Genomic DNA, 16,424 nt, shown 5'->3' with positions numbered 1-16,424 from the left:
GCCATCCTGACGACGGAGTCGGGGGAGGGAGCCGTGTGATGCCCAGGTTTTTGTCGAGACGGTCGCTGCTGGTGGCCTCGGCCGCAGGGCTTGTGCTGCGGCCCGGTCCCGCGCTGGCCGCCGCGTGCGCGGGCAGCTACCGCGCCGCGTACCACTTCACCGTCCCCGACCAGTGGATGAACGACCCCCAGCGGCCCCTGTGGATCGACGGCGAGTACCACTACTACTACCTCTACAACCCCGACTACTCGACCGGCGGCACCGCCGCCGGGACCGCCTGGCGCCTCGCCACCAGCACCGACCTCGTCACCTTCACCGACCGGGGCATCGCCGTACCGAAGGACACCACCCCGAACGGCGACGTCTGGTCCGGCTCGGCGGTCGTCGACACGCAGAACACGGCGGGGTTCGGGGCGGGCGCGGTGATCGTCCTCGCCACCATGGCGCCCGACGACGTCACGCAGGCGCAGTACCTGTACTACTCCACCGACGGCGGCCGGCATTTCACCAACCACGGGACGGCGCCCGTCCTCGCGAACCCCGGTGTACGGGACTTCCGCGATCCCAAGGTGATCCGCGACGAGGAGCGCGGGCGGTGGGTGATGCTGCTCGCCGAGAACGACAAGGTGGGGTTCTACCACTCGGCCGACCTCAAGTCGTGGGCGTACGTCGGCGGGTTCGTCAAGGGCGGCATCGGGGTGCTGGAGTGCCCCGACCTGTTCCGGATCAGGGCGGACGACGGGACCTGGAAATGGGTCCTCGGCGTCAGCGCCAACGGCAAGGGGGCCGGGCTGCCCAGCACGTACGCGTACTGGACGGGGTCCTTCGACGGGACCGCCTTCACCGCCGACGCGCCCGATCCGCAGTGGCTGGACCACGGCTGGGACTGGTACGCGGCGGTCACCTTCGAGAAGCGGGACGCGGACGGGGTGCTCGATCCGGCGGTCCGGCACGCGATCGGGTGGCTGAACCACTGGGACTACGCGGGCACGACACCCACGATCGAGTGCGACGGGTTCAACGGGACCGACTCCATCGTCCGCGAGGTGCGGCTACGGCGCGACGCGTCGGGGGCGTACCACCTGGCGTCCCAGCCCGTGGCGGCGCTCGACCGGTACGTGTCCCGCGAGGTCGACCTCGGCGATCTCACCGTCGACGGTTCGCGGCTGCTCCCCTACACCGGTACGGCGTACGAACTGACCTGCACTGTTGCCTGGGACCAACTCGCCGGTGCGGGCGTGCAGTTGAGGCGCTCCCCGGACGGCGCGCGGCACATCGACGCGGGCGTCTACGGGGACTACGCCTTCGTCAACCGGGGCTACACCGTCAGCCCCTCCGACCGCTGGCTGGAGAGCCGTACGCCGTACGACCTGTCCACCGGCACGGTCTCGCTGCGCATCCTCGTCGACCGGACGTCCGTCGAGATGTTCGTCGGCGACGGGCGGTACACGCACACGACCGAGGTCTTCCCCGACCCCTCCGACACGGGGCTCGCCCTGTTCACCATCGGCGGCCCCGCCGTGTTCCGGGACACCGTGATCCGGGAGTTCCGGGTGTGATCGCGAGCGCCCGGTGGGGTGAGGGTTGGCCGGGCGGGAGCGGGGGAGTGGGGTGATCGTCTCGGGTGTGGTCGCCGTGCAGGTCGTACTCCATGAGACGTTCGCCGAGGCGCAGGGCCTCGTGTCTGCGGGGAGGGGCGTGCTTTCTTCCGGCTCCTGTCGGCCGTAGCCGTCCGCCTCGCCGCACCCCTGCGGATGCTCCTCGCCGTCCCCGCCCTGTACCACCCGCCCGCGCCCCGGCACCGGCCCGTCACCTCCCGGGGACCGCCCACGGGTGCCGCCACCTTCTGAGGCGGCCGGAACCACCGGGGCGGCTCCGCGTCCCGTGCACCGCCGTGGCCGAGTCGGCGCGGCGCATCCGTTCGAGGCCCGAGCGGGGCATCACGTGATCGCTTCTTCCCTGCCCGCGACGTGCGGTGACCACGCGGCCGAGTGCTTCGTTCGCGCGCTCCACGGCGACGTCCTGCGTTTCGTCACCCACCTCGTCGACGAGGGGCCCTTCGCGCGTGCCTTCGGCAGCCTGCACCGTTTCAATGGCCGCGCCTGCGCCCGTACCCGGCTGCTGTCCATCGCCCGCCGCACGGTCGCCGGCTGCCCCGTCGGGACCGTACGCTCCCGCGCTCGCTCGGCCCTGCTCGTCGGCATCAAGGCATCTTGCGTGCAGGGAAGTTGACGCGTGTTCGCGGGAACTGACCGGCCCCGGCGCCCGACTACTGCACCGGAACACATCGAGCAAGGAGCCCCCATGTCGATCAAACGGCCGGTCGCCGCCGCGCTGTGCCTGCTCACGGCGGCGTGCGGCGCGTCGCCCGCCGAGGAGCGGGCGGGCGGTACGGCGGAAGCCGGCTACCCGGTGACCCTGACCAACTGCGGGCAGGAGGTGACGTTCACGAAGTCCCCGCGCCGGGTCGTCGTCATGAACGGCGCCTCCGTCGCAGAGGTCTCCACCCTCCTCGCCCTCGGCCTGAAGGACCGGATCGTCGCCAGCCAACAGAGCTACGGCGCCTCCGAAGTCCCGGGCCGGGCCGCCGAGATCAAGGCGCTGCCCACCGGGAACGTGAAACCGAACGACGCCTACGACATCCCCCGCGAGTCGATGCTCGCCCTGCGCCCCGACCTCGTCCTGTCCGTCACCTCGTACGGCTTCGAGGAGAAGAACGGCTTCGCCACGCGCGACCAGTTGAGGACGGTCGGCGCCAACAGCTATGTCTCACCGGCGGGTTGCGACCAGGACCCGTCGAAGATGACCGTCGCCGACAGCTATCGGCTCCTGCGCGACATGGGGAAGACCTTCGGCGTCCCCGGCAGGGCCGAGCAGTTGATCACCGCCTCGCAGGCACACATCGCGTCCGTGACGGCGAAAGTCGCGGCGAAGAAGAAGCCGAACGTCATGGTCCTCTTCTCCAACATGTCCATGGGCACCGACGACTTCAGCTCGGTCGTCTCCCGGGGCATCTTCAACGACATCCTCGCCAAGGCCGGCGCCACCAACGCCTTCGCGAACGCCGCCTCGACCACCTTCGCCGACCTCAGCAAGGAGAAGGCCGCCGCGACCGGCGTGGACGCGCTCGTCGTCATCGCCTACAACGACCCGAACCCGGCGGCCTACGCCGAGAAACTGCTCAAGGAGTTCCCCCAGTGGCCGGCCGCGCGCAGCAAGACGTACGTGACACTGTCCGACTCGATGTACCTCGGCCCGAGCAACGACCTGGCCGTGGAGAAGATCGCCAGGACGCTGCACCCGGAGGCGTTCTGACACGGCACCGGGCCGCGCTGGCGGGCACGCTCCTGACGTTCGCGCTGGCCGCCTCGATGATCCTCGGCATCAGCGTCGGCGCCGTCACCGTCCCCGTCGGCGACGTCTGGACGATCGTCCTCCACCACGTCACCGGCGCCGGCACCCCGCCCTCCGATCCGGCCCTCGACCAGATCGTCTGGACCTTCCGCACCCCGCGCGTCCTGCTCGCCGCCCTCGTCGGCGCCGGGCTCGCCGTCTGCGGCGCGGTCCTCCAGACCGTCGTCTCCAACCCGCTCGCCGACCCCATCGTCCTCGGCTTCTCCTACGGCGCCACGCTCGGCGCGGTCCTCGTCATCACCCTCGGCGGGGGCGCCGCGCTCGCCGGGCTCGGGGTGTCGGGGGCGGCGTTCCTCGGGGCGGTCGCCGCCGGGGCGGTGGTCTTCGCGCTCGGCCGGCGACAAGGGCGCCTCGCCCCGACCCGGCTGGTCCTCGCCGGGGTCGCCGTCGGGTACGTCCTGCTGTCCGCGACCAGCTTCGTCCAGCTCCAGGCGTCACCGACCGAGCTGCGGACGGTGATGTTCTGGATGCTGGGCAGCGTCGCGGGCGCGGAGTGGGACCAGGTCCCCACGGTCGCGGTCGTCGTCCTCGCCACGACGGTCCTGCTGGCGCTGTTCGGCCGCCGCCTGAACGTCCTGCTGGCCGGCGACGAGTCCGCCACGGCGCTCGGCGTCGACGTCAACCGGCTGCGGGCGGTCCTCCTGGTCCTGTGCGCGCTCCTCACCGGGACCGTCATCGCCGTCGCGGGCAGCATCGGTTTCGTCGGCCTGATGATCCCGCACCTGGTCCGGCTCACGCTCGGCGCGGACCACCGCAGGCTGCTGCCGCTGACGGCGCTGCTGGGCGCGGTGTACCTGGTCCTGGTGGACCTGCTGTCCCGCACGCTCAGCCGGCCCAACGAACTGCCGCTGGGGATTCTGACCGCGCTGCTGGGCGCGCCGTTCTTCCTGTGGCTGCTGCGGCGGAACAAGGGGCTGGACTGATGGAACCGGGAGCTGGACCGATGAAACTCACCGTCGAAGGACTCCACGTCACCCTCGACCGCACCCCGATCCTCCACGGCGTCACCCTGGCGGCCCACAAGGGCGACATCGTCGGCCTGATCGGCCCCAACGGCAGTGGAAAATCAACCCTGTTGCGGACCGTCTACCGCTCCCTGCGCCCCGCCGGGGGAGTGGTCCGGGTCGGCGAGGACGACGTCTGGTCCCTGACGCCCCGAGCCGCGGCCCGCCGTACCGCCGCCGTCCTCCAGGACACCGCGGGCAACACGACCGGCCTGACGGTCAGGGAGATCGTCGCCCTCGGCCGCAGCCCCCACCATGGCCTCCTGACCCGCGACGGCGCCGAGGACCGACGAGCCGTGGACGACGCGATCGACCGCTGCGGCGTACGCCCGTACGCGGACCGCCCCTACCCCTCCCTGTCCGGCGGCGAACGCCAACGAACCCTCCTGGCAAGGGCGTTGACCCAGAACCCGGACCTCCTGGTCCTGGACGAACTCACCAACCACCTCGACATCCGCGCCCGGTTCGAACTCCTCGACCTCATCCGCACCACCGGCATCACCACCCTCGCGGTCCTCCACGACCTCGACCTCGCGGCCCGCCTCTGCGACCACGTGGTGGTCCTGAACGCCGGTTCCGTCGTCGCGGCGGGCCCGGTCCTGGAGGTCCTCACCCCGGAGATCCTCGCGGACGTCTTCGGCGTCCACGCGACGACGGAACGGCACACGGACGGCGTCGTACGGATCACGTACGCGGCGCAGCCGCTGGCGCAGGGGGCGTGATCCACTGCAACCACGTGGCTGGCGGGTGGGGTCTGGGGAGATCACGGTGTACGAGCGTGCCTCGGGCCGGATGGCCGAGCGCGGGGTCGGGGCCGCCGTGCACAACGATCGGTACGCGGAACCGGAGTCCGCCGGGTACATCGACGCAGTCGTCATGCCCTTCCCCTTCCGCACCTACAACTGGGGTTCCCTCTGGCAGGACTTGAGCCGCCGGGTGCCCGAGGGGGGGCGTCCGCACCGGTGTGGACGCTCGGGCAGGCGCTGGTCACGGAGACGCCGAACTGGCGGACGTTCGACCGGACGGCGCTGGAGACCTGGTGGAAGGAGGCGACCGGGGCGGGTGGGTTCGGGGGGCGGCGGTTGGCGCGGTAGGCGGGGGTTCGGGGCGGCAGTTGGCCCGGTGGGCGTGGGCGTGGGCGTGGGCGTGGGCGTGGGCCCGGGGACGGCGGTCGGCGGCCGGAGCGGTTGGCGGGGCGTGAACTCCCCGCGCGAACGCCCCGCGTAAACCCCTCCGCGAAGATCGCCGGCACCGCCTAGGGTCGACGGCATGACGACATCGCTCACCGGCACCGCCTTCGACTCCCTCAGCCTCGACGCCGTACGCGACACCGAGGCGTTGCGCCTGGCCTACGAAGACCCCGGAGACGCGGCCAGGCGCAAGGAGATGACCGAACTCACCGAGCAGACGCGGCGGTTGATCGGCTGCGCCGCGCTGGTGATGATCGCCAGCGCGGACGCCGAGGGCAACTGCGACGTCTCGCCGCGCGGCGGCCCCGCCGGGTTCGTCTCCGTCCTGGACGACCGGACCCTCGCGATACCGGACGCGACCGGCAACAAGCGCCTCGACACCCTGCACAACGTCATCGCCACCGGCCGCGCCGGGCTCCTGTTCGTCATCCCCGGGCGCACCACGACCCTCCGGGTCAACGGCCGGGCCTGCGTCTCCACCCGCCCCGACCTGCTGTCCCAGCTCACCGCCGTGGGCAAACCGCCCGCCAGCGCCCTGGTCATCGGCATCGAGGCGGTCTACCCCCACTGCCCCAAGGCCCTCCTGCGCAGCTCGGCATGGAAACCGGACGCCTGGCTCCCGGCGGACGCGCAGCCCACCTCGGCGGAGGTCACCCTGGCCCAGCTGCGCAACCCGGACCTGACGATCGCGGACATCCAGCAGGCGGAAGCGGACTCCCTGAAGTACCGCTACGAGTGACACCGCGTCCATGAAACGGCGGGCTCCACGGCCTACGGCCGCAGCGGTCGGCCCAGGAACGCCGCCACCCGGTCGAGGGCCGGGGCGTGTTCGGGGGCGGGCTGTGCCGGCGCGAGGGACCCGCCGACGGCACGGGGCAGGCCGCCGTAGATCTCCCGGACCACCGGCAGGGCGGCGCGCGCGATGTCGGGCTCCAGGTCGTGGCCGTGGCCGAGGGCCGTCGCGAGGTCCCAGCCGTGCACGAGGAGTTCGACGAGGAGCTGCTCGACCACACGGCGACCGGGGGCGGGGCCGAAGGAGCGGGTCAGCATGCCGGGCTGCCGGAAGGCGGCGCGCGCCGTGGCGGCGGCGGTCGCGAAGGCGGTGACGTGGTCGTCGCCGAGGTGGTCCTCGGCGTGGCCGACGCTGGGAGACGTGCCCTGAGCCAGCGCGCCCCAGACGAGGTTCTCCCACACCAGGTGGTCGAGGAGATCCCGTACGGTCCAGTCCGCACAGGGGGTGGGCAGGCCGAACCGGTCCGGCCCCGCCGCGCGTACGAGCGTGCCGACGGTGTCCTGGACGCGGACGAAAGCCTCCAGCACACCCCCCGGCCAGGGGTCGCTGTCGTCGGCGTAGAGGGCTTCGAGCCGGGCGTCGCGCGCGCCCGGCGCGGGGTTGGTGAGCAGGGCGGTGACGAGCCACCGGCCCTCCTCGGCGATCCCGGCGGGCACGGGCCGGCCACCGAGGACGCACAGCAGATGCCAGAAGCGCTCGGCGGCGGGCTCGGCCGCGGCGGTGAGCTGCTCGCGCAGGAGCCCACGGGCGCCGGGACCGTCGGCGGTCACGGCCGGGTCGGTGTTCGCGCGGCTGGGCAGCCAGGCGGCGACGATACCCGCGACGACCGGATCGGCGGCCGGAGAGTCCGCCGCGATGCCGGTCCGTATCGCCTCGCGGACGCGTGCGGTCCAGGTGTCGGTGAGCGCGCGCATCTCCGCCGCCGCGCCGGGATCCCGCACTCCCCGCCCCTGACGAGCGGCGTACTCGGCCATGCGCCGCATGGCGGCCCGCAGCTCGTCACCGGCGACCAGCTCACCCAGCTCCAGCCACGCCTCGACCTGTTCGTCGGTGGGATCCTCCGGCAGCTCGGAGCCGGCCGCGAGGAGCCCCTCGCGGAAGTCGGGCACGTCCAGATCGCCGAGGGTGGCGGTGAGGAAGTCGTGGACCAGCTCGCGGCGTTCGTCGGGGGACATGCGGGCGGTACGGGTCATCAGAGCGAGTCCTTCGTGAGTGGTACGGCGGGTGACGGCGCGCAGGACGGCCTGGTGGGTCCGCAGTCGGCGGATCTGTGCCTCCAGCGCCTCGGCGTGGGCCGCGGCCACCTCCGAGAGCCCGCCCTCGCGATCCAGCGCGGCCCGGATCGCGCCGAGCCCCATCCCCAGGTCCCGCAGGGTGCGGGCCATCCGGAGCCGGGCCACACCGGCGGTGTCGTACTGGCGGTAGCCGCCGGCGGTCCGGCGAACCGGGGTCACGATGCCCACGTCGGACCAGTGCCTGACCACCTTGACCGGCAGCCCGGTCCGCCGTGCCACGGCCCCGATGCCCCATGTGGGCCCCGACGTGTCGTCCTCGCGCATGTGCTCCACCCTCGACTCTCCCTCCGTGGGAGAGTCAAGCAGCCGCCGACGGGGAAGACCCGCTTCCGTGACGGCACCTCTGCCACTAGATTCGGTGTCATGACCGCCATCACCCTGCGCATCCCCGACGCCATGGACAAGCCGCTGCGGGACGCCGCCGCCGGTGCCCCCTCGCTGAACGACTACATCGTCCGCGCCGTACGCCGCCAGATGACGCTCGACGCCGCCCGCACGCTCGCCTCCCTCGCGCCCCTCGACCTCGCGGGCGAGGGCGACGCCCTGTGACCGTCCGCAAGGGCGACGTCTGGGACGTCGACACCGGCAAAGGCACCCGCACTGTTCTCGTCGTCAGCCTCGACGGCCTCGCCGAGGCGTACGGCGCCGTCGTCGCCGTGGTGCTCCACGCGCCCGCGCACCACCCGGATACGGCGATGAGCGTGCGCCTGACCACGCCGGTCGACGCCTCCCTCGTCGCCGTCAACCTCCTCCAGCTGGCCGCCACGCGCTTCGAGACCGGCACGCCGCACGGCAACATCGGACCCGAACAGCAGGAACTCGTGGACAACGCCCTGCGCGCGGTGCTCGACCTGTAGAAAACCCGTTGGCGGACCGCGCGGCCCCTGTTAGGTTTCCGGTGGCCGTGCGAGAGAACGAGGAGGTGGTACCCGTGGACGCTGTATCGACATGGGTGCTCCCCTCCGGGGTCACGGTCGGGCGATAGATCGTCCGGGAGCGCCGTCGTGTACTCCCGAAAGGCTTGACCCATGCAGTTCATCTCCGAGCAGCGCCTCGACGACGGCGTCCTCGAACGTGACTTCACCCTCGGCGAGACCCCCGGCACCCTGTGGACGCCGGACTTCGCGCAGCCGCTCCCGCTGATCCTCATGGCCCACAACAACGGCATGTCCCGCAAGCAGGACCGGCTGGTGGCGAGGGCCCGTTACACGGCGGCCCGCGGTTACGCGGTGGCCTCCATCGACGCCGCCGGCTGCGGCGACCGCCCCCGGCCGGCCGCCGCCGAACAGGCCCGCGCCGAGATCCGCCGGGCGATGCGGGCGGGCGAACCGGCCGACGACGCCTTCGAGTCCCTCGTCGGACCCCTGGTCACCGACGCCGCCCCCGAATGGCTGGCCACCCTGGACGCCCTCCTCGCCCTCCCCGGCATCGACGGCCCGGTCGGCTACTCCGGCTGGGCCGCCCTCGGCATCCACCTCACGGCGACCGACCCCCGCATCCGGGCCGTCGGCCTTTTCGCCGGGGGATACGTCCCCCACGCTCAGCGCGAGGAGGCCCGGAAGGTCACCGTCCCCCTGCTGCTCCTGCTCCAGTGGGACGACGAGGGCAATCCCCGCGAGCGTGCCCTGGACCTGTTCGACGCGTTCGGCAGCGAACAGAAGACACTCCACGCCAACCTGGGCGGCCACACCGGCACCCCGTGGTTCGAGTTGGAGGACGGCGACCGCTTCTACGGCCGCCACCTGAAGGGGGCGCTGCTAGAAGGGAGCGCGACCTGAGGTGAGCGCTCTCACAAGCACCGCCTGACATGAGGCTCTGGCGGCGACCCCTCCCGACAGGGCCCGCCGCCAGGGCCGTACGCGCTGATCGCCGGAGGGTTGAGACTAGGGGATCACGGAAGTCCCCCAGCAAGAGGACCCACCACCTCATGAGCAACTCGAACTCGGCCCGCGTGACGCTGCTGGTGCTGTACACACCCCAACTGGACGAGTGCCGCCGCTTCTACGAGAACCTCGGCCTGCGCTTCATACCGGAGCGCCACGGCCAGGGCCCCGACCACTACGCCGCCGTCCTCGACGACGGCACGGTCTTCGAGCTCTACCCCGCCCGCCCGGACCGCCGGACCGACGCCCTCCGGCTGGGCCTCGCGATCGACGGCGCGACCGCCGCACCGCCACTGTCCCCGGGCCGCCACCTGCTCACCGACCCGGACGGCCGCACGGTCGAGGTCCACGCGTCCTGACGGCGAGGCGGCGAGAGTACGGAACATCCATCCTGGGAAGTTGCTTCCATTTCCGCCTCGAAGTCCCTCTGCGCCGCGTCCGTCAACCGCCGTCCCCCGGGGGTGAGTTCGATGAGGGAGGAGCGCCGGCGGCAGTAACCCTCGAACGAGGTGAGGGGAGGCCGTGCGCGGCCTGCAACCGTGCGTCGACGCCGTTCCCCAGCTCGATCTCGAACTGGACGAGGTCGCCAACTCGCCCCAGAAGGCGTCCTCGGCGGCCCGGCCGGCGGAGAAGAGCCACGCCTCGACGATCTTCCCGTCGCCGACGCGCAGGACGTCCACGCCGTCCATGCTCATGGACACGTCGTCGCGCCGACCGGCGACGTGTCCCGTTGGCCGAGGTTGACGGTCCCGCGCTGGAGGCGGGAGTCGTGGGGCGCGTCGAGGCCGGCGTTGGTGATGTACAGCCGGTTTCCCTTCACCGCGACGGAGGTGGGCGAGGCGAGTCCGTCCTTCGCGGTCAGTACGGTCTTGGTGGTGCCGTCGGGGTGGACCACGGTGACCTTGTCGGCCGGGTCGTTCTGCGCGGCGAACACCACGTCGGAGTGCTCGTCGAGGAAGGCGAAGTCGTCGACGCTGGTGAGCTTGTCGGCCACGGTGGTGATCCGGCCGGGGGCGCCGTCGGCGGTGACCGGGATCCTGGCCAGCGTCGCCTTGTCGAAATTGGTGACCCAGACGGCGCCGTTGTGGATGCGCAGGCCGTTCACACCCACCTTCAACGAGGCGTCCGGGGCGGGGGCGAGAGCCGGGCCGGTCAGCCAGGCGCTCGCCCGGCCGCCCGAGGCGGGTACGGTCCAGACGGTGCCCCTGAGACTGTCGGCGACATACAGGGTCCGGCCGGCCGGGTCGAGGGCCAGGCCGTTGGGAAGCCCGTCGGTGGGCAGTGCGGCCAGCCGCTGAGGGCTGCCGCCGACCGGCAGCTTCCACACGCCGGAGCGGGAAGCGTCGTCGGACCACACGTTGTAGTAGACGGTGCCGTCACCGCCGCGCGTGTTGCCGGTGATCCGATCCCCCTCATGCCCGGTGGCGAGGGTGGTGCGACGCCCGGACGGTGTGACCTTCACCAGCCTCGGCGCCTTCCCCGCTACGGCTCCCAGCATGGAAAGCGTCACGGAGCCGTCCGGGTTGACGGTGATGTTCTCCGGCGCGTCGCCGGTGGCGAAGTCGAACTCGGCCACGGTCCTCACCTGGGTGACGACCGGCTTCGGAGGGTGCCCGGCGGCGGATGCGGACGGAGCCGAGACGAGGACGGTTGCCGTCACGGCGGCTGTCGCGGCATAGATGGTGAAACGCTTCGACATGAGGGATGGCTCCTGTGGGGGCTTGGGTGCTGCTTGATGATGGGCCGACGGCTATGGCCGGCCGGCGTCGAACGTGCCGGGCGCGGCACGCACGGCGAACCAGAACGGCCCGTACACGGGAAGGGCCTACTTGCCCACGAGGCCCATGTGCGTCTCGTTGTAGCGGTCACCCTGTACGCCGACGCGCGACGCCAGCGCGTCAAGGTCCGCCAACTCATCTGCTGACAGCCCGACGTGGGTCGCCCCGGCGTTCTCCTCGACACGCTCGATGCGGCGGGTTCCAGGAATGGGGGCGATCCACGGCCGCTGCGCGAGCAGCCAGGCGAGAGCGACCTGCCCCGGGGTGGCGTCCTTGGCCCGGGCCAGCGCGGCGACATGGTCGACCAGTGCCTGGTTGGCCGTCCGGTTGTCCTCGCTGAAGCGCGGGATCGTGCCCCGGACGTCGCCTTCGGCGAAGTGGGTGGCCGCGTCGACGGTGCCGGTGAGGAAGCCCTTGCCGAGCGGGCTGAACGGCACGAAGCCGATGCCGAGTTCGGCCAGCGTCGGCAGCACCTCCGGCTCGGGATCGCGGGTCCACAGCGAGTACTCGCTCTGCACCGCGGTGACGGGATGCACGGCGTGGGCACGGCGGATCGTGCCCGCCGCTGCCTCCGACAGACCGAAGTGGCGCACCTTGCCCGCCCGCACGAGTTCGCCCACCGCCCCGGCGACCTCCTCGACGGGAACGTCGGGGTCCACACGGTGCTGGTAGAAGAGGTCGATGGTGTCGGTGCGCAGGCGGCGCAGCGAGGCGTCGGCGACGCGCCGGATCCGCTCCGGACGGCTGTCGACCCCGCCGACCGCGCCATCCTCGATACGCATCCCGAACTTCGTCGCGATGACGACCTGGTCCCGCACGGGGGCCAGCGCCTCGCCCACCAACTCCTCGTTGACGTACGGCCCGTAGACCTCGGCGGTGTCGAAGAAGGTGACGCCCCGGTCGACGGCGGCGCGCAGCACGCCGATCATGTCGTCGCGGCTGCCGGGGTTGGGGCCGTAGCCCTGGGACATGCCCATGGCGCCCAGGCCGATGGCCGAGACCTCAAGGCCCTGGCCCAACGTACGTGTGTGCATTCCGATCTCCTTTTGAGTGGCTTGCGCAGCCGCCGTCAGCGGCAGCCAGGCACCGGCGAGCGACGGAGTTCTCAGGTCCAGGGCGGAGGTGAGGGCGGCGCTGCCGGTCCAAGAGGGCTGGAGGGGGAAGCCCTCTGCGACCAAGAACCAGACAACCGGCTTTCATCCGTGCGAGGGAGTCCACGCGGTGAGGGGTACTGGCAGGGACCCCCACCAGCCCCTTCGCTTTCCTACGCTGGACGTATGGACAACCGGGACGAAGTCAGCGCATTCCTCAGGTCTCGCCGCGCCAAGATCACCCCCGAGCAGGCGGGCCTGCCGGTGTACGGGCAGCGGCGGGTTCCCGGGCTGCGCCGCGGCGAGGTCGCGATGCTCGCCGGAGTCAGCGTCGAGTACTACACCCGCCTGGAACGCGGCAACCTCGGCGGGGTCTCCGACAGCGTCCTGGACGCCCTCGCCAAGGCCCTGCGCCTGGACGACACCGAACGCGACCACCTCCACGTCCTGGCCCGCGCGGCCAACGCGGGCCCGCCCCGCGTACGCCGCCGCCCGAAGACGCCCACCGTGCGGCCCAGCGTGCTGCGCATCATCGAAGGGCTGCACGACCAGCCGGCCTACGTGCGCAACAACCGGCTGGACATCCTGGCGGCCAACCCGCTCGCCCGCGCCCTGCACCACGAGGCCCTTGAGCGGGACCCCGCCAACAACGCCCGCTACGTCTTCCTCGATCCGCGCGCCACCCGCTTCTACCCCGACTGGGAACGCGTGGCCCGCGACGGGGTCGGGGCCCTGCGGGTCGCCGTCGCCAAGGACCCCTACGACCGCGAGCTGTCGAACCTGATCGGCGAACTGTCCACCCGCAGCGACGCCTTCCGCACCCTGTGGGGCGCCCACGACGTCCACGTCTTCACCGAGGGCACCAAACGGTTCCACCACCCCGCGGTCGGCGACATGGAACTCGTCCACGAGTCCCTCGACCTGCCCGGCGAGGGAGGACTCTGCCTCACCGTCTACAGCGCCGACCCGGACACTCCGGCGGCTGACGCCCTCAAGCTCCTGGCCAGCTGGGCCGCCACCCAGAAGCAGACCACCCCCGCCGCACACCCCAGCACCGAACACTGACACCGGCTCCGTGGAGAACCTCGCCGCCTGGGGAGCACATGCCACCGAAGGCGTGAACCGCCACCCGACCACAGGGCGGTGGGACCGCTCCGCGAGATGAGCGGACCGCGTTCACGGCGCTGGTGTACGTGCTGACCGGCCGTACGCGAAGCGATCCAGGGGCTGTGGGACGAGCGCCAGGGGCCGCCGCCCGCCGAGATCGCCGACCCCGGCGGCGTACCGACCCTGAGCGGCGGACCCGGCGACCTCCTGTACTGGCCCGCCCGCTACCACCGCGTCGGCGAGAGCACCGGCATCGCCCCCGCGACCAGCGTCAACGTCGGCGTCCCGCGCCGCGAACACCGGCCGTACTACGAGGTCAAGGACCTCTTCCGGGCACCAGGCCGACCGCCTCCGCACCCCTGTTCACCCCCGACGCCGGCCCAGGCGGACGCCACGACGCCCTCCCCGCAGCCCTCGACGACGCCGTGACCGCCTTCGCCGGCCTCCTGCGCGAGGACGCCTTCACCGACCGCGCCACCGACCTCGCCCTGAGCGTCGCGTCGGCGGGCGGTTTCTGGCCCACCGAACCACCGGCCGCACCCCGCCCTTTGGGCGACGACACCGCCGTACACGCCTGCGCGCCCCTCCTCACCGGGCACGGCCGGATCGCCGCCTGCGGACACGTCGTGTCCGGCACCGTGCCCGCGCTGGTGGAGCGGCTCGCGGCGGGGGAGACCGTGCGCGTCCACGGCCTGCCCGCGTCCGAACGCCGTCTGCTGGAGGAACTGGAGGGCATCCGTGCCGTCACCCGCGTCGACCTCCACTGACCGGGAGGCGGCGGCCCGGATCGCCGCCGAGATCGCCGACCGGCTCACGGACCCCGAACGGGTGGCGGCCGTGACCTTCGCCTCCGACAACCTCATGCGCTACCCCGGCGCCCCCCCCAGCCCGTCTGGCACCCCCAGAGCCTCTCCGACGGCCACCCCGCGATCGCCCTCCTCCACACGGAACCCCACCGGCCGGCGGCCCAGGTCCACGCCCACCTCTCCGCCGCCCTCGTGGCCGCCGCGACCGCCGAGAACGGCTGGTGGATCACCGACGGCCTCGACCACGGACTCCCCGAACACCTCAACCTCGGCCTCGCGCACGGGATTTCCGGTCCCCTCGCGCTGCTCGCCCTCGCCTGGCGGGCAGGCACGCCGAGGCCGTCGAGCGGATCACGGCGCTGCTGACGCGGTGGCGTACGCCCGACGGGTACTGGCCGCACCTGATCACCCGGGCCCACCTGGACGGCGGTGAACTCCCGGAACGCGGGCGGGACTCCTGGTGCTACGGCACCGTCGGCACGGCCCGCGCCGTCCAGCTCGCGGGCCTCGCGCTGGGGCGCGGGGACTGGTGCGCCGAGGCATGTGCCGCTCTGGCCGGTGCGGTGGACGCCGCGAGCGACGAACTGACCATCGACTCCGTGCTGTGCCACGGGTGGGCGGGGATGCTCCAGATCACGCTGCGGATGGCGCACGACAGCAGGGACCCGGGCCTTCTGCGCCTCGCGGACGGGCTGGCTGCTCGGGTGATCGACGGGTTCACTCCTGAAGCACCGTTCGCCTACCGGTACGACCACCACCTCGCCGACCGTCCCCTCGACCGGCCCGGACTGCTGGAAGGGGCCGCCGGGATCGCGCTGGCGCTGCACACGTACGCGACCGGGGGTGTTCCGGCGACGTCGTGGGACGGGGCGTTGTTGTTGGCCTGATGCGCGACTCCCTCACTCCGCGTCCGCCCTCCGGCCAGAGGCGCCTGGTGTGATCGTGATAGACAACGGGCGTCGACAACAGGAGTGAGTGGCCGTGGTGCTGAGAACCTTCCGATGGGCGTTCGCCTGTACCGTGCTCGGGCTGGTCGCGGGGGTGCTGTACGGGGGCTGGTCGGCTCTCGGGGTCGTCGCGATCCTCGCCGTGCTTGAGGTGTCGCTGTCGTTCGACAACGCGGTCGTCAACGCCGGGGTCCTGAAGAAGATGAACGCCTTCTGGCAGAAGATCTTCCTCACGGTGGGCGTACTGATCGCGGTGTTCGGGATGCGGCTCGCGTTCCCCGTGGTCATCGTGGCGATGACCGCCAAGCTGAATCCGTACGACGCCGTCGACCTCGCGCTGACCGACAAGGACCGGTACCAGCAGCTGGTCACGGACGCGCATCCGGCGATCGCCGCGTTCGGCGGGATGTTCCTGCTCATGATCTTCCTCGACTTCATCTTCGAGGAACGGGACATCCAGTGGCTGCGCTGGCTGGAACGCCCCCTCGCCAGACTCGGCAAGGTCGACGCGCTGTCCGTCTGCGTCGCCCTCGGCGCCCTGCTGGTCACCGCCATGACCTTCGCCGCCCACGCCCACCAGCACGGGGGCGCCCACGCCGACAAGGCCCAGACCGTCCTCGTCGCCGGCATCGCCGGGCTCGTCACGTACCTGGTCGTCGGCGGGCTCTCCGGCTTCTTCGAGAACCGGCTGGAGGAAGAGGAGGACCAGCCGTCCCCCGGCTCCCCGCTCGCCCTCGCCGGACGCGCCGCGTTCTTCATGTTCCTCTACCTCGAAGTCCTCGACGCGTCGTTCTCCTTCGACGGGGTCATCGGCGCCTTCGCCATCACCAACGACATCGTCCTGATGGCCCTCGGCCTCGGGATCGGCGCGATGTACGTCCGGTCGCTGACGGTCTACCTGGTCCGGCAGGGCACCCTCGACGACTACGTCTACCTGGAGCACGGCGCGCACTACGCGATCGGCGCCCTCGCGGTGCTGCTGCTGGTCACCATCCAGTACGAGATCAACGACATCGTCACCGGGCTCGTGGGGGTCGTCCTCATCGGGAGCTCGTTCTGGTCGTCGGTACGGCGGAACCGGGAGCCGGCGGTGGCGTAGGGCCGGGCGAGTACGCG

The 16,424-nt window shown here is 71.9% G+C and carries 18 protein-coding genes; 15 read left to right on the top strand and 3 right to left on the bottom strand.

The window, feature by feature from the left end; translation table 11 throughout:
* Positions 1–38: 38 nt before the first annotated feature.
* The 7 genes from ACQCO7_RS01595 to ACQCO7_RS01565 all read left to right on the top strand — a co-directional run bounded on the left by ACQCO7_RS01595 (position 39) and on the right by ACQCO7_RS01565 (position 6,347).
* Entirely contained in the window at positions 39–1,559 is a 1,521-nt protein-coding gene (locus tag ACQCO7_RS01595; RefSeq protein ID WP_464070047.1) for a glycoside hydrolase family 32 protein, read from the top strand.
* A 385-nt stretch (positions 1,560–1,944) separates the two neighbouring features.
* Positions 1,945–2,232, top strand: a complete 288-nt coding sequence (locus tag ACQCO7_RS01590; protein ID WP_464070046.1) for a hypothetical protein — start codon at positions 1,945–1,947, stop codon at positions 2,230–2,232.
* A 72-nt stretch (positions 2,233–2,304) separates the two neighbouring features.
* Positions 2,305–3,315, top strand: a complete 1,011-nt coding sequence (locus ACQCO7_RS01585; protein ID WP_464070045.1) for an ABC transporter substrate-binding protein — start codon at positions 2,305–2,307, stop codon at positions 3,313–3,315.
* A 56-nt stretch (positions 3,316–3,371) separates the two neighbouring features.
* Positions 3,372–4,337 carry a FecCD family ABC transporter permease gene (locus tag ACQCO7_RS01580; RefSeq protein WP_464070044.1) on the top strand — a complete coding sequence of 322 codons (966 nt, stop codon included), beginning with the start codon at positions 3,372–3,374 and terminating at the stop codon, positions 4,335–4,337.
* Between the two features lie 20 nt (positions 4,338–4,357).
* Complete coding sequence (locus ACQCO7_RS01575) at positions 4,358–5,140, top strand: ABC transporter ATP-binding protein (protein WP_464070043.1); 783 nt, start codon at positions 4,358–4,360, stop codon at positions 5,138–5,140.
* Between the two features lie 240 nt (positions 5,141–5,380).
* Complete coding sequence (locus ACQCO7_RS01570) at positions 5,381–5,512, top strand: hypothetical protein (protein ID WP_464070042.1); 132 nt, start codon at positions 5,381–5,383, stop codon at positions 5,510–5,512.
* A gap of 175 nt (positions 5,513–5,687) precedes the next feature.
* Positions 5,688–6,347, top strand: a complete 660-nt coding sequence (locus ACQCO7_RS01565) for an MSMEG_1061 family FMN-dependent PPOX-type flavoprotein (protein ID WP_464070041.1) — start codon at positions 5,688–5,690, stop codon at positions 6,345–6,347.
* Positions 6,348–6,379: 32 nt separating this feature from the next.
* On the opposite strand, the gene ACQCO7_RS01560 is transcribed toward ACQCO7_RS01565, so the two are convergent.
* Positions 6,380–7,960 (bottom strand): TIGR03086 family metal-binding protein, encoded by a 1,581-nt coding sequence (locus tag ACQCO7_RS01560; protein WP_464070040.1) that lies wholly within the window; start codon positions 7,958–7,960, stop codon positions 6,380–6,382.
* Between the two features lie 99 nt (positions 7,961–8,059).
* Here ACQCO7_RS01560 and ACQCO7_RS01555 point away from each other — a divergent pair, with 99 nt between their 5' ends.
* From ACQCO7_RS01555 to ACQCO7_RS01540, 4 genes are all read left to right on the top strand, one after another.
* Positions 8,060–8,245 carry a hypothetical protein gene (locus tag ACQCO7_RS01555; protein ID WP_464070039.1) on the top strand — a complete coding sequence of 62 codons (186 nt, stop codon included), beginning with the start codon at positions 8,060–8,062 and terminating at the stop codon, positions 8,243–8,245.
* Entirely contained in the window at positions 8,242–8,553 is a 312-nt protein-coding gene (locus tag ACQCO7_RS01550; RefSeq protein ID WP_464070038.1) for a hypothetical protein, read from the top strand. Before ACQCO7_RS01555 ends, ACQCO7_RS01550 begins: the two co-directional genes overlap by 4 nt.
* 171 nt (positions 8,554–8,724) lie before the next feature.
* A complete protein-coding gene (locus ACQCO7_RS01545) occupies positions 8,725–9,474 on the top strand; it encodes a dienelactone hydrolase family protein (RefSeq protein ID WP_464070037.1) in 750 nt (249 codons plus the stop codon).
* 149 nt (positions 9,475–9,623) lie between these two features.
* On the top strand, positions 9,624–9,938 hold the full coding sequence (locus tag ACQCO7_RS01540) for a VOC family protein (RefSeq protein WP_464070036.1): 315 nt from the start codon (positions 9,624–9,626) through the stop codon (positions 9,936–9,938).
* Between the two features lie 332 nt (positions 9,939–10,270).
* Here ACQCO7_RS01540 and ACQCO7_RS01535 read toward each other — a convergent pair whose 3' ends face one another.
* A complete protein-coding gene (locus ACQCO7_RS01535; RefSeq protein ID WP_464070035.1) occupies positions 10,271–11,278 on the bottom strand; it encodes an SMP-30/gluconolactonase/LRE family protein in 1,008 nt (335 codons plus the stop codon).
* Between the two features lie 126 nt (positions 11,279–11,404).
* Positions 11,405–12,391, bottom strand: a complete 987-nt coding sequence (locus tag ACQCO7_RS01530; RefSeq protein ID WP_464070034.1) for an aldo/keto reductase — start codon at positions 12,389–12,391, stop codon at positions 11,405–11,407.
* Between the two features lie 243 nt (positions 12,392–12,634).
* Here ACQCO7_RS01530 and ACQCO7_RS01525 point away from each other — a divergent pair, with 243 nt between their 5' ends.
* The 4 genes from ACQCO7_RS01525 to ACQCO7_RS01510 all read left to right on the top strand — a co-directional run bounded on the left by ACQCO7_RS01525 (position 12,635) and on the right by ACQCO7_RS01510 (position 16,407).
* Positions 12,635–13,513 carry a helix-turn-helix transcriptional regulator gene (locus ACQCO7_RS01525; RefSeq protein WP_464070033.1) on the top strand — a complete coding sequence of 293 codons (879 nt, stop codon included), beginning with the start codon at positions 12,635–12,637 and terminating at the stop codon, positions 13,511–13,513.
* A gap of 467 nt (positions 13,514–13,980) precedes the next feature.
* Positions 13,981–14,322 carry a hypothetical protein gene (locus tag ACQCO7_RS01520; protein WP_464070032.1) on the top strand — a complete coding sequence of 114 codons (342 nt, stop codon included), beginning with the start codon at positions 13,981–13,983 and terminating at the stop codon, positions 14,320–14,322.
* A 260-nt stretch (positions 14,323–14,582) separates the two neighbouring features.
* Positions 14,583–15,248: a lanthionine synthetase LanC family protein gene (locus tag ACQCO7_RS01515; protein ID WP_464070031.1), complete on the top strand. Its 666-nt coding sequence runs from the start codon at positions 14,583–14,585 to the stop codon at positions 15,246–15,248.
* A 94-nt stretch (positions 15,249–15,342) separates the two neighbouring features.
* Positions 15,343–16,407 carry a DUF475 domain-containing protein gene (locus ACQCO7_RS01510; RefSeq protein WP_464070030.1) on the top strand — a complete coding sequence of 355 codons (1,065 nt, stop codon included), beginning with the start codon at positions 15,343–15,345 and terminating at the stop codon, positions 16,405–16,407.
* The last annotated feature ends 17 nt before the right edge of the window (positions 16,408–16,424 follow it).

The organism is Streptomyces saintjeani (assembly GCF_055409605.1).
Note: the sequence above shows the minus strand (reverse complement) of the source record. Positions and strands in the feature narration are given on the sequence as shown.

Excerpts from the sequence above, each read along its gene's own strand:
- ACQCO7_RS01525 (WP_464070033.1), top strand. The coding sequence starts at position 12,635 with ATGGACAACCGGGACGAAGTCAGCGCATTCCTCAGGTCTCGCCGCGCC.
- ACQCO7_RS01580 (WP_464070044.1), top strand. The coding sequence starts at position 3,372 with ATGATCCTCGGCATCAGCGTCGGCGCCGTCACCGTCCCCGTCGGCGAC.
- ACQCO7_RS01535 (WP_464070035.1), bottom strand. The coding sequence starts at position 11,278 with ATGTCGAAGCGTTTCACCATCTATGCCGCGACAGCCGCCGTGACGGCA.
- ACQCO7_RS01545 (WP_464070037.1), top strand. The coding sequence starts at position 8,725 with ATGCAGTTCATCTCCGAGCAGCGCCTCGACGACGGCGTCCTCGAACGT.
- ACQCO7_RS01560 (WP_464070040.1), bottom strand. The coding sequence starts at position 7,960 with ATGCGCGAGGACGACACGTCGGGGCCCACATGGGGCATCGGGGCCGTG.
- ACQCO7_RS01530 (WP_464070034.1), bottom strand. The coding sequence starts at position 12,391 with ATGCACACACGTACGTTGGGCCAGGGCCTTGAGGTCTCGGCCATCGGC.
- ACQCO7_RS01540 (WP_464070036.1), top strand. The coding sequence starts at position 9,624 with ATGAGCAACTCGAACTCGGCCCGCGTGACGCTGCTGGTGCTGTACACA.
- ACQCO7_RS01585 (WP_464070045.1), top strand. The coding sequence starts at position 2,305 with ATGTCGATCAAACGGCCGGTCGCCGCCGCGCTGTGCCTGCTCACGGCG.
- ACQCO7_RS01555 (WP_464070039.1), top strand. The coding sequence starts at position 8,060 with ATGACCGCCATCACCCTGCGCATCCCCGACGCCATGGACAAGCCGCTG.
- ACQCO7_RS01595 (WP_464070047.1), top strand. The coding sequence starts at position 39 with ATGCCCAGGTTTTTGTCGAGACGGTCGCTGCTGGTGGCCTCGGCCGCA.
- ACQCO7_RS01575 (WP_464070043.1), top strand. The coding sequence starts at position 4,358 with ATGAAACTCACCGTCGAAGGACTCCACGTCACCCTCGACCGCACCCCG.
- ACQCO7_RS01565 (WP_464070041.1), top strand. The coding sequence starts at position 5,688 with ATGACGACATCGCTCACCGGCACCGCCTTCGACTCCCTCAGCCTCGAC.